Here is an 11578-nt window from a genome sequence, read left to right on the forward strand (position 1 = left end):
CATGAGGAACGGACTGAAGAGAAGCGCGCAAATTATCCTGAGTATAGTGGTGATTCTCGCGCTGCTGATGTGGGGGTTATGGAAAACGGTGCCGCGCTGGCTGCCGCCGGTTGCCAGCCACTGGCTCCCGAAAGGAACACAACTGACGCTCAGCGGTGCGCCGCACTGGTCGGACGGCGTATTGCAATTGCCGGGGCTGCGTTATTCCGCCGGTGAATGCGCGCTGGCGACTGCGGAAAATGCACGCCTGAGCAAAGAAGGCGGGCACTGGGCGCTCAATATTGATGCGCTGAAAGTCGATACCGCCTGTCTGGCGCAACTGCCAAAAAGTGACGCCTCAACGCCGCTTTCCGTGGCGGATTTACAACATCTGCTGCCCGACGGGCGCGTCAACGTGACGCAACTTTCCGTTACGCCCTGGCAGCGTTATGCGGGGCAAGTTCAGCTCAGCAGCGAAGGCGGCGTACAGCATCTGACCGTGAGCGGCGACGCGCTGAAACTCGACGCCGTACTCGGTGCCGACCGTACGCTGGCGATCCATTCGTTTAGCCTGATCCCGCCCGGCAGCGAACAACCTGTCACGCTCAGCGGCAAACTTCTTCTGCCCGCCACGTTCGATCAGCTGCCGGAATCCGGCGAGCTTCATGCAGAAATTCAAACCGCGCAGGTTACTTCTCCGCTGGACATTCTTCTCAGCTGGCAGACAACGGAAGGCGAACTGACGCTGACGGAAAAAGGCAGCGATAAGCCGCTGGCGACTCTGCCGTGGAAACTCAACGGCAATGCATTGCAGATTTCGCAAGGGCAGTGGCGCTGGCCGTATGCCGCGCAGCCGCTGGCCGGTGGCGTAAACCTGACGCTCAGCGACTGGTCACCGGCGTTTGATCAGACCAATATCACCGCACGTCTTAACGTGCTGACGCAGGGCCACAACGGTAAAGCCAACGTAGTGCTGAGTATGGGGCCGGGGCGCATCGGGCTGCTCGACAGCCATTTAGGTTTCCGGCTGACCGGGCAGGCGAATTTGCAGGCGACGTCTCTGAGCGCCTCATTGCCCGGCGAACTGAGCGGTTCCGTGCTGAACCCGACCCTGTTACTGCGCAGTGGTTCGCTTCTGCGCGCCTGGGGAAAACCGACGCCGGAGCTGACCATCAGCGACGCGCGCTGGCCGCTGGCGGGTGTGAAAGTGTCGGCGCAGGGCGTGAGCGGGCCGTTGCAGGCGATTCTGAAAGCCAGCCACCGCTTCTGGGGTAAATTCGATCTGCACCTCAGCGGCAAATCGCAGGAATTCTGGCCGGACGCCGGGCAGTGGGATTTCAACTACTGGGGTAACGGGCATCTGCCTCCGCTCAGCGGTCGCTGGGATATGTCCGGCAAAGGGCAATGGCACGATAACCGGATCAGCATTAACAGCCTTTCGACCGGTTTCGACCGTCTGCACTACGGCCTGGTCGACGTGGAAGCGCCGCGCCTGACGCTGGATAAACCCCTGGTCTGGCTGCGCCCACCGGCTGCGCGATTCAAACCGCAATATCCTGATTTACCGACAGTATTCAAAGGCGACATCAAACTGGTGGCGAAGAAAATTGCGCTCACCAACGGCGGCTATCTGCCGCCTGCGACGCTGGTATTGCAGCTCAGCGGCGACAGCCCGGATCGTTTTGGCATGCGCGGTATGCTGGACGCCAGACCGATTGGCCCGATCCGGCTGACCGGACGCTGGGACGGCGAGCGTCTGCGCGGTGAGGCCTGGTGGCCGAAGCAGCAACTGACGTCTTTCCAGACACTGCTGACGCCAGATCTCAACATCAAACTGCGCGATGGGAGTTTCTACGCGCAGTCGGCGTTTTCCGCCGCACGGGGTCAGGGTTTTGTCGCAGGTGGTCACTGGGTGGTGAAAAATGGCGGGCTGTGGATGAAAGATGGCGACCTGAGCGGACTGGATTTCAGTCTGCCGTACCGTTTGCAGGATTCCGTCTGGCAGCTCGGCGTGAAAAAGCCCGTCACTCTGCGTATTGGCGAGGTTAATAATCTGGTGGCGATGAAAAATATCACCGCCGATTTACAGGGTCATTATCCGTGGAGCGAAGACAAACCGCTGACGCTCACCAATCTGGGCGTGGATATGCTGCGCGGGCATCTGAGCCTGTCGGCGCTGAGAATGCCGCAACACGATGCGGCGGTGCTGAAACTGGAAAAAATCAATCTCAGCGAGCTGTTTACGGCGCTGAAACCCAAACAACTGGCGATGTCCGGCGTGATTTACGGCGAACTGCCGCTGTTTGTTGAGAATCCAAAATGGATCATTCAGAACGGGTGGATCAAAAATGACGGCGGCCTGACGTTGCGTCTGGATCCGCAATTTGCCGATGCAATGGCCAGCGGTAATTTTGCCAATAAAATGGTGGTGAGTCTGTTGCGTTACATGGAAATCAGCCGTTCCGACGCGCAGGTTAGCCTCGATAATCTGGGCATGCTGACGATGGCGGCGAAAGTCGACGGCGTGAACTACACCGATACGACTCACGGCGGCGATAAGGAAAAGCGAGAAATCGTGCTCAATTACACCCATCAGGAAAACATTTACCAGCTGTGGCGCAGTTTGCGTTTTGGCGACAACCTTCAGGACTGGCTGCAACAGGAGGTGTCATTGCCTGCTGATGCGCTGTCGAAAAGTCCGGTTTCTGCCGGACAGAAAAAGGAACAAACAGTGAGGAAGGAACAATGAAACTGCGACTCGTCGGGCCATCTCTGGCGCTCAGCGTGATGATGCTCAGCGGCTGTGTTCCGCGCATCGAGCTGGCGGCGCCGAAAGAGCCGATCACGATAAACATGAACGTTAAAATCGAGCATGAAATTCATATCAAAGTTGACAAGGATGTCGAGAACCTGCTGAAAAATCAAAGCGATTTGTTCTAGGAGCCTGTATGTCCGGAGTATTGTTCAAAAGATTCAGCCTGATGATCCTGGCCAGCGGTTTACTGTTTTGCAGCCAGGCTTTTGCGTTAACGCTCAATGAAGCCAAACAGCAGGGGCGCGTGGGCGAAACGCTTTCCGGCTATCTGGCGCCTGTGAAGCAGGATGCAGAAAGCGTCGCACTGGCGGCAAAAATCAACGATGCGCGCAAACAGCAATATCAGCAGGTGGCGCAGGATAATAACGTCAGCACCGACGACGTGGCCAGGCTTGCCGGGCAAAAACTGGTCGCCAGAGCCGCATCAGGCGAGTACGTGCGCGGCATTAACGGTAAGTGGTTGCAGAAGTAAAAGCAGGGCAGAGACGTGGCCCGAAAAAAAAAAGCGCGCCTTTCGGCGCGCAAGTGTTTTATCACAACCTCATCTGAGCGGGTCTGAAAGATTCTAAAATGAATGATGGCTCAGATTGTGATAACAGATGTTATGCAGCAGCCAGTTCTTTGATAGCTGCATCGATCGCTGCTTTCGCGTCGGTTTGTGCTTTAGTCGCCACTTCAGGACCGTAAGCAATACCTTCCGCGTAAACGAATTCTACGTCGCTCATGCCCAGGAAGCCCAGGAACAGAGACAGGTAAGGGGCAACCAGATCGCTTGCGGTGTCTTTATGGATGCCACCACGGCTGGTCAGAACGATAACGCGTTTGCCTTTCACCAGACCTTCAGGGCCTTTCTCGGTGTATTTGAAGGTCACGCCAGCACGAGCAACCAGGTCAAAATAGTTTTTCAGCTGAGTAGGGATGTTGAAGTTGTACATCGGTGCAGCGATAACGATCACGTCATGCGCTTGCAGTTCTTCAATCAGGGTGTTGGACAGTGCCAGTGCTTCTTCCTGACGTGGAGTCAGTGGCGCGTCGGATGGACGCAGTGCGCCAACCAGCTCGCCGTCAAGAACAGGGATCGGGTCAGCAGCCAGGTCACGAACAGTTACGGTAGAACCGCTGTTAGCGGCCTGATACTGTGCAACCAGGTAATCGGCCAGTTGGTTAGACTGAGAGAAGTTAGCCAGAATGCTTGATTTCAGAACGAGTACTTTGCTCATTATTGAGTTCCTTAACTGTGTGAACATAGGGGAGCAGATTTTTTAACCTGAATCTCCCCGGAATGGAACTTACTTTATTCACAAAGCTTATTCAGTGATAGCGCAATATTTCGAGACCTCCGTTCAGTATTTTTGAACAAGACACGAAAGGCTAAAAACGTCGAACTTTCTTCATCCTCAATAGCTTGTGTTAACATATTGGCAAACAGGCTCGTATGAACCCGCCTCAAATCATTTCTACTTCAGATGACGGATGCTTTGCTCATTCAGTCCGCTGACTTGCAACAAGGAATATCGAACGTGAAATCACCGCTCGCGGCATTATCAGCGCAGTTAGACGGGCTGATGCTACGTGACCGGCAACGCCTGCAACGTCGTTTGCAGGGTGCCAAAAAGACTTTTGATCAGAACACCAACCCTCAGGCCGTTGAAGCATTAACGGCTGAGCTTCAGAACGCCATTTCCGAAAGCCTGAAGAAAGTCACTGCCCGTGAAGCATCGCGGCCAAAAATCAGCTATCCGGAAAATCTGCCGGTCAGCCAGAAAAAAGATGACATCTTTAAAGCCATCCGTGACCACCAGGTGGTGATTGTCGCCGGTGAGACCGGTTCCGGTAAAACCACGCAGATCCCGAAAATCTGTATGGAACTCGGGCGCGGTATTAAAGGTGTTATCGGGCATACGCAGCCACGCCGTCTGGCGGCGCGTACTGTCGCCAACCGCATCGCCGATGAGCTGGATACCACGCCCGGCAATACCGTCGGTTATAAAGTTCGTTTTAATGATCAGGTCAGCGATAACACGCTGGTGAAGCTGATGACCGACGGCATTCTGCTGGCGGAAATCCAGCAGGATCGTATGCTGATGCAGTACGACACGCTGATCATCGATGAAGCGCACGAACGCAGTCTGAACATCGACTTTATACTCGGTTATCTGCGCCAGTTGCTGCCGAAACGTCCGGATCTGAAAGTCATTATTACGTCTGCGACTATCGATCCGCAGCGGTTCTCCCGTCACTTTAATAACGCGCCGATCATTGAAGTTTCCGGCCGTACTTATCCGGTTGACGTGCGTTATCGCCCGATTGTGGATGATGCGGACGACGTTGACCGCGACCAGTTGCAGGCAATTTTCGATGCTGTGGATGAACTGGGTCGCGAAAGCATGGGCGATATCCTGATCTTCATGAGCGGTGAACGGGAGATTCGTGATACCGCCGATGCGCTGAACCGCCTGGACTTGCCGCATACCGAGATCTTGCCGTTGTACGCACGGCTGTCGAACAGCGAACAGAACCGCGTGTTCCAGTCACACGCCGGCCGCCGTATTGTGCTGGCGACCAACGTCGCGGAAACCTCGCTGACCGTGCCGGGCATCAAATATGTGATTGACCCTGGCACCGCGCGTATCAGCCGTTACAGTTTCCGTACCAAAGTGCAGCGCCTGCCGATTGAGCCGGTTTCGCAGGCGTCGGCCAATCAGCGTAAAGGCCGTTGCGGACGCGTTTCCGAAGGTATCTGTATCCGTCTGTATTCGGAACAGGATTTCCTGTCGCGCCCTGAATTTACCGATCCTGAAATTCTGCGTACCAACTTAGCCTCCGTTATTTTGCAAATGACGTCGCTGGGGCTGGGCGATATCGCGGCATTCCCGTTTGTGGAAGCGCCGGACAAACGCAATATTCAGGACGGCGTGCGCCTGCTCGAAGAGCTGAACGCCATCAATAATGCGGTCGATGGCCGTTACTCGCTGACGCCGCTGGGCCGCCAGCTGGCGCAGTTACCGGTCGATCCGCGTCTGGCGCGCATGGTGCTGGAAGCGCAGAAAAATGGCTGCGTGCGAGAAGTGATGATCATCACCGCCGCGCTGTCGATCCAGGATCCGCGTGAGCGTCCGATGGATAAACAGCAGGCGTCTGATGAAAAACATCGCCGTTTTGCGGATAAAGATTCTGATTTCCTGGCGTTCGTGAATTTGTGGGATCACCTGAAAGTGCAGCAAAAAGAGCTGTCTTCGGCGCAGTTCCGCAAGCTTTGCCGCAGTGACTTCCTCAACTATCTGCGCGTGCGTGAGTGGCAGGATATTTACACTCAGCTGCGTCAGGTGGTGAAAGAACTCGGGCTGCCGGTGAACAGTGAACCGGCGGAATACCGCGAGGTGCATTGCGCATTGCTGACCGGTTTGCTGTCGCATATCGGGCAGAAAGATGCGGATAAACAGGAATATACCGGCGCGCGTAACGCCCGTTTCGCAGTGTTCCCGGGTTCCGGTTTATTCAAAAAACCGCCGAAATGGGTGATGGTGGCCGAACTGGTCGAAACCAGCCGCCTGTGGGGGCGTATCGCCGCCCGCATTGAGCCGGAATGGATTGAGCCTCTGGCGAAACATCTGGCGAAAAGCAGTTACAGCGAACCGCACTGGGAAAAAGCGCAGGGCGCGGTGATGGCGACGGAAAAAGTCACGCTGTACGGTCTGCCGGTGGTGGCCGCGCGCCGGGTGAATTACGGCACGATTGATCCGGTGGTCTCGCGCGAACTGTTTATCCGCCACGCGCTGGTGGAAGGCGACTGGCAGACGCGTCATGCGTTTTTCCGTGCCAATTTGCGTCTGCGTACCGAAGTCGAAGAACTGGAACACAAATCACGTCGCCGCGATATTCTGGTCGATGACGAGACGCTGTTCCTGTTCTACGAGCAGCGTATCGGGCAGGAAGTGGTGTCGGCGAAGCACTTCGATACGTGGTGGAAAAAGCAGCCGCAGGACAGCCTGAACTTCGAAAAAAGCATGCTGATCAAAGAGGGCGCGGGCAACATCAGCGCTCACGATTACCCGAACTTCTGGCATCAGGGCAATCTCAAGCTGCGCGTGACCTATCAATTTGAGCCGGGCACTGACGCCGATGGGGTCACGGTGCATATCCCGTTGCCGCTGCTCAATCAGGTGAACGAGGAAGGTTTTGACTGGCAGATCCCCGGCATTCGCCGCGAGCTGATTATGGCGCTGATCAAGTCATTACCTAAACCGGTTCGCCGCAATTTTGTGCCTGCGCCAAATTATGCCGATGCGCTGCTCGGACGCATCAAACCGTTCGAAATGCCGCTGCTTGATGCGATGGAAAAAGAGCAGCGCAAGATGAGCGGGGTGACCATCGACCGTGAAGACTGGCATCTGGATCAGGTACCCGATCATCTCAAAATGACGTTCCGCATTGTTGATGAGAAAAATATAACGCTGCGCGAAAGCAAGGATCTGACAGCGCTGAAGTCTGGCCTGAAAGAGCAGGTACAGCAGACGCTGTCTGCCGTAGCGGATGATGGCATTGAGCAGCGTGATTTGCATGTCTGGAGTTTCGGCACGCTGCCGGAACGCTACGAGCAAAAGCGCGGCGGTTATGAAGTGAAAGCGTATCCGGCGATTGTCGATGAGAAAGACAGCGTCGCGATCCGCCTGTTTGACAGCGAACTGGAACAGCAACAGGCGATGCTCACCGGATTGCGGCGTTTGCTGCTGCTGAATATCCCGTCGCCGGTGAAATACCTGCATGAAAAGCTGCCGAACAAAGCCAAGCTGGGGTTGTATTTTAACCCGTACGGCAAAGTCCTGGATTTAATCGATGACTGTATTTCCTGTGGTATCGACAAACTGATTGCTGAATCCGGCGGTCTGGTGTGGCGTGAGGAAGATTTCGCGAAGCTCCACGAACATGTGCGCGCTAATCTCAATGACACCGTGGTGCAAATCGCGATTCAGGTTGAGCAGATCCTGACGACGGTCTTTAACATCAATAAACGGCTGAAAGGGCGGATTGATATCACGATGGCGCTGGCGCTTTCTGATATTAAAGCGCAGATGTCCGGCCTGATTTATCGCGGGTTCGTCACGCAAAACGGCTGGAAACGGCTGCCGGATACGTTGCGCTATTTGCAGGCTATCGAGCGGCGGATGGACAAGCTGGCGATGGATGCTCACCGCGACCGCGCGCAGATGCTGAAAGTCGAAAATATCCAGCAGCAGTGGCAGCAATGGCTGAACAAATTGCCGCCGGTTCGTCAGCAAAGCGAGGATGTGAAGGAAGTCCGCTGGATGATTGAAGAACTTCGCGTCAGCTATTTTGCCCAACAGCTGGGCACGCCGTACCCGATTTCAGATAAACGAATCTTGCAGACGATGGAACAGTTAGTCGGTAATTAATTGTATTTATTGACTTTAAAATTACCGGTTTTCCCTTAGTGGCACTCTGGGGCTGATGCCTCATCGTGCCATTTTTGCATCGAGTAGCTTGACCTTCGCATTATCATTTCATTCATCGCTGTTTTTGCAGTCTCTTGATGAGCCAGACATGGAGACGTTCATTCGATTTATTGAAAGTGGTTTAAGCGCGGCGTATTCTTAAACCCTTCTAATCAAATGGATATTGAGAATGGATACTACCGAAGAGTTGGGTGGAACTTATTTTTATCATGGTAACGCCAACGTAACCAAAGAGGAATTGTTCTGGCTGATTTTAGCCGAGAGCCTGGCTGATCAACTAGGTTTTTCAGTAGAGACAGCGGCAACAATACTCGCGGGGCAGCCGATAATCCCGAAGCGTGTAGTGCTTGGCTCCAAGGTAAACCGCACCAGCATAGCGTCAAAACTAGCCAGAAGAATATTTAAGAACGCCCACTTTCCCGCCGGAATTAAATTCGAAACTATGGTGATGGGGCAAGCACGAGAAACATCAAAAATAGGGGCGGTAGTAGGAAGGGCGGTTCCTTATATTGGTTACGCTCAGGTGATAATTATAGTCTGCATCGCTGCCAAACAGACCAAGAGTAAATATAACCTGATCGCCCGTCCTGAGCATCGTATAGCGTGGGCTACATTCTAATGCTGCTGTCTGATGAACAAGAACTCTTAGATTACGTTACCAAGACATATGGCGAACGTGATAATCCGGCGCAGAAAGACTGGACGTTTGAAGAGCATTTTAATTTCATTCAGGAAGATCTGGAGGAAATGCTGTTTGACTTGTTCACGCGATACAGCATCGAGCATAGCAATTTCAACATTGATGACTATTTCATGCCGGAGTTTGCCTGGTGGCAGTTCAAGCTCAAAAAGGAATGGCGTGACCGCAAATTTAAGACGCTGACGCTGGGTATGATCATTGAATCGGCAAAGGCGGGACGCTGGCTGTATGACTAAGGGGATGTACGCCCCTTGTAAACTTACGCTGTCTGACGGTCATTCCATGAATCGGCAAAGATGATATTGCCGTCGTTATGCTTCCACGTGATTTTCTCATACCGCAGTTCTACGGTTTCCAGATGGTTATCCTGAGGGTTATCGCTGGCGGCCATTGCCGGAGAAATCGAAACTATCCGTACTTTCTCCAAAAGCATGTTGAAATATTCCACTTCCTGACCGGCATCATTAATGCGGTACCACTTAATCTCAGCTGATTCGAGGTTCTGGCCTGTTGCCACAGCCTTGTAAATATAAGGGTTTGAGCAGTCGAAAATTTCCTTGAGTTTATGCAAATTTGAATAAACGTACGCCCGGAGATATGAGAGAGCAATGAATCGAATGCTGGGAGGATATTTTCAGAAGTTTATTATTGCTTGCCAGCCATGATTTAAAGCGAGGCTCCGGCGGATAAAATAGGGACACTCCGGGAGCATGAAAAGGGACATCCAAAATTGCAGACAATGGAACAGCAGGTCAGAAATTAAGGGATTCGGAATGCAACCCTGGTGAAAAGCTTAAAATTTCTGCTAATTTTGAAACGGGCTTATTACCAGGGTGAATATTGTGATTGATGAAAAAGAACAAACCGGTTTAATTGGTCTGGCGATCGGCGCCGCCGTGATGGGGCTGATATCCGGTCAGACACCCATAAACCGCGAAAGTCTGATTGAAGAACTGCAAAAGCTTGGCCGTCAGAAAGGCGACGGCGTTGAAGATGAAGTTTTCGTCAAGGCCGCGCAGCTGGTGAGTAAAGGGCTTTAAACTGTATCAAATCGCAGTCAAAAAAAAGCCCGCAACCAGTGCGGGCAAGACGACATCAGTATTCGAAAACCTTGTTAGGGCAGAACAGAACCATCATACCCTCTGCGCAAAAATCTCATTCGTGAGTAAACTGCATAAATAGCACGGTATTTAAGTGATTAGACCAGTTAAAAAATCAAAAAGGTCGCTTTTCAGCGACCTTTTTCGTTTTCGGATTCAATAAACTATTGCGCGGCAGGGGCAGCCGGGGAGCTGGCGCTGATCACACCGGAAGACAGTGTGCTCAGGGCGTCGCGTATTGCCGGCACGGCCAGCGCGCGGTTGTCAGCCAGATAACGATCCTGCGCCGCTGGTGCAGAGCTTTGAATCGCAATCAGCGACCAGCCTTCTGCATTTTTGATCAGAAGCGGAGAACCGCTGTCGCCCGGCAGTGTGTCGCAACGGTGCGAAAGCACGCCAGGCTGCGCCCAGCCGGTGATCTGACAGTCCTGATGGACATACAAGTCATCCAGATGATCTTCCGGATATCCGGCCTGCGTCACCTTTCTGCCTTCCTGTTTCAGCACGGCGGTCAGGTCGTCACGCGAACCTTCCCAAAGTGGTAATGGCTTGATCGGCAGCGCAAGTTTTTCATCCGTCAGGCGGATCAGCGCGAAATCAAACGGTGCCGCTTTCGGTGGCACAATCCAGCCTTCGCCATCAGCCTTTAGTTTCTTGCCCAGTTTAGGGTCAACCAGCGTTTGTAATGCGGTGATCTGATAACGCCATTTCTGGTTATGCGAAATGAAACGCAGGGCGATCACTTTGTCGATTTTCCCCGGTGGCGCCAGTACACAGTGGCCTGCGGTGAGAACCAGATGTTTAGAAATTAAGGTTGCGGTACATAAATTGCCGCTTTCCGTTTCAATCTGACCGATTGCCTGCCACGGCCAGTGTGCGGCGGCAGCAACGGGAGTGCGCTGATCGTGTCCGAAGAACAGGGCGGTTTTTTCTTTAAGGCTGATAGCAGGTGCGTCGCTATCTGCATCATCCGGAGAATCTGCATGAACGAGAGGGCTGGCGGTAAAACAGAAAAAGCACAAAAACAGCGGTAACGCGATGCGCATAACATTCTGACCTTGAAACAGGGAGAACCCGTGAACCAGTTATTATGGAACGATTATAGACGGTTATCTTTCGTGATGGATATATTTGTCTGATAACTCAATCTTTTGAGCAGACGGCGGGTGCCATCTCAGGGTACTTCACAATGACATCAGAAGTAGAAGAACAGGGTGATCAGACCGCAGAGGATCAGAGAGCACAGGGTGATTTCGAACAGGTAGCGGCGCAGCATCTTCCATCAGTACCTCAAGATAAAGAACCGGAGAAAAAAACACCCGGCGAACCGGGTGTTAAGTCATCAGTCTTGATAATGGTGAGTAGATACGCTCACAAAGACTTCTTTACGACTTATGCTGCTGGAGTTGCTTTTGCAGCTGGAGCAGCTTTCTTAGCATGTTTCACGTGTTTTTTAGCAGCCTGCGCTTTCTGAGCTACCGGAGCAGCTTTTTTAGCGTGTTTCACGTGT

The 11578-nt window shown here is 53.2% G+C and carries 9 protein-coding genes and 1 pseudogene; 7 read left to right on the plus strand and 3 right to left on the minus strand.

The window, feature by feature from the left end; genetic code table 11:
- Nucleotide 1 precedes the first annotated feature (1 nt).
- The 3 genes from J8X26_RS17495 to J8X26_RS17505 are packed head-to-tail and all read left to right on the plus strand — an operon-like array spanning nt 2 to nt 3266.
- Entirely contained in the window at nt 2-2728 is a 2727-nt protein-coding gene (locus J8X26_RS17495) for a YdbH family protein (protein WP_208951508.1), read from the plus strand.
- Nucleotides 2725-2919: a YnbE family lipoprotein gene (locus tag J8X26_RS17500; RefSeq protein ID WP_152326108.1), complete on the plus strand. Its 195-nt coding sequence runs from the start codon at nt 2725-2727 to the stop codon at nt 2917-2919. The genes J8X26_RS17495 and J8X26_RS17500 overlap by 4 nt, the downstream gene beginning before the upstream one ends.
- 8 nt (nt 2920-2927) lie before the next feature.
- Nucleotides 2928-3266, plus strand: a complete 339-nt coding sequence (locus J8X26_RS17505; RefSeq protein ID WP_235937309.1) for a YdbL family protein — start codon at nt 2928-2930, stop codon at nt 3264-3266.
- 130 nt (nt 3267-3396) lie between these two features.
- On the opposite strand, the gene J8X26_RS17510 is transcribed toward J8X26_RS17505, so the two are convergent.
- Nucleotides 3397-4014, minus strand: a complete 618-nt coding sequence (locus tag J8X26_RS17510) for an FMN-dependent NADH-azoreductase (RefSeq protein WP_152326109.1) — start codon at nt 4012-4014, stop codon at nt 3397-3399.
- Between the two features lie 300 nt (nt 4015-4314).
- Here J8X26_RS17510 and hrpA point away from each other — a divergent pair, with 300 nt between their 5' ends.
- The 3 genes from hrpA to J8X26_RS17525 all read left to right on the plus strand — a co-directional run bounded on the left by hrpA (nt 4315) and on the right by J8X26_RS17525 (nt 9204).
- Nucleotides 4315-8208 carry an ATP-dependent RNA helicase HrpA gene (hrpA, locus tag J8X26_RS17515; RefSeq protein WP_208951509.1) on the plus strand — a complete coding sequence of 1298 codons (3894 nt, stop codon included), beginning with the start codon at nt 4315-4317 and terminating at the stop codon, nt 8206-8208.
- 229 nt (nt 8209-8437) lie between these two features.
- Nucleotides 8438-8887 carry an STM2901 family protein gene (locus tag J8X26_RS17520; protein ID WP_208951510.1) on the plus strand — a complete coding sequence of 150 codons (450 nt, stop codon included), beginning with the start codon at nt 8438-8440 and terminating at the stop codon, nt 8885-8887.
- Nucleotides 8872-9204, plus strand: coding sequence for a DUF1493 family protein (locus J8X26_RS17525; RefSeq protein WP_307803481.1), 333 nt, complete (start codon nt 8872-8874; stop codon nt 9202-9204). The genes J8X26_RS17520 and J8X26_RS17525 overlap by 16 nt, the downstream gene beginning before the upstream one ends.
- Nucleotides 9205-9227: 23 nt before the next feature.
- Here the strand turns inward: J8X26_RS17525 and tssD are convergent.
- Nucleotides 9228-9530 (minus strand): annotated as a pseudogene (gene tssD, locus J8X26_RS17530) (type VI secretion system tube protein TssD); the annotation flags it as partial.
- A 280-nt stretch (nt 9531-9810) separates the two neighbouring features.
- Between tssD and J8X26_RS17535 the strand changes: the two are divergent.
- Nucleotides 9811-10008 carry a hypothetical protein gene (locus J8X26_RS17535; RefSeq protein WP_165057377.1) on the plus strand — a complete coding sequence of 66 codons (198 nt, stop codon included), beginning with the start codon at nt 9811-9813 and terminating at the stop codon, nt 10006-10008.
- A gap of 224 nt (nt 10009-10232) precedes the next feature.
- On the opposite strand, the gene J8X26_RS17540 is transcribed toward J8X26_RS17535, so the two are convergent.
- A complete protein-coding gene (locus J8X26_RS17540) occupies nt 10233-11114 on the minus strand; it encodes a serine protease (RefSeq protein WP_165057379.1) in 882 nt (293 codons plus the stop codon).
- Nucleotides 11115-11578: the final 464 nt, after the last annotated feature.

Source organism: Rahnella sp. ChDrAdgB13 (genome assembly GCF_017655185.1).
Classification (GTDB): Bacteria; Pseudomonadota; Gammaproteobacteria; order Enterobacterales; family Enterobacteriaceae; genus Rahnella; species Rahnella contaminans.

Excerpts from the sequence above, each read along its gene's own strand:
- J8X26_RS17540 (WP_165057379.1), bottom strand. The coding sequence starts at position 11,114 with ATGCGCATCGCGTTACCGCTGTTTTTGTGCTTTTTCTGTTTTACCGCC.
- J8X26_RS17500 (WP_152326108.1), top strand. The coding sequence starts at position 2,725 with ATGAAACTGCGACTCGTCGGGCCATCTCTGGCGCTCAGCGTGATGATG.
- J8X26_RS17520 (WP_208951510.1), top strand. The coding sequence starts at position 8,438 with ATGGATACTACCGAAGAGTTGGGTGGAACTTATTTTTATCATGGTAAC.
- J8X26_RS17495 (WP_208951508.1), top strand. The coding sequence starts at position 2 with ATGAGGAACGGACTGAAGAGAAGCGCGCAAATTATCCTGAGTATAGTG.
- J8X26_RS17505 (WP_235937309.1), top strand. The coding sequence starts at position 2,928 with ATGTCCGGAGTATTGTTCAAAAGATTCAGCCTGATGATCCTGGCCAGC.
- J8X26_RS17510 (WP_152326109.1), bottom strand. The coding sequence starts at position 4,014 with ATGAGCAAAGTACTCGTTCTGAAATCAAGCATTCTGGCTAACTTCTCT.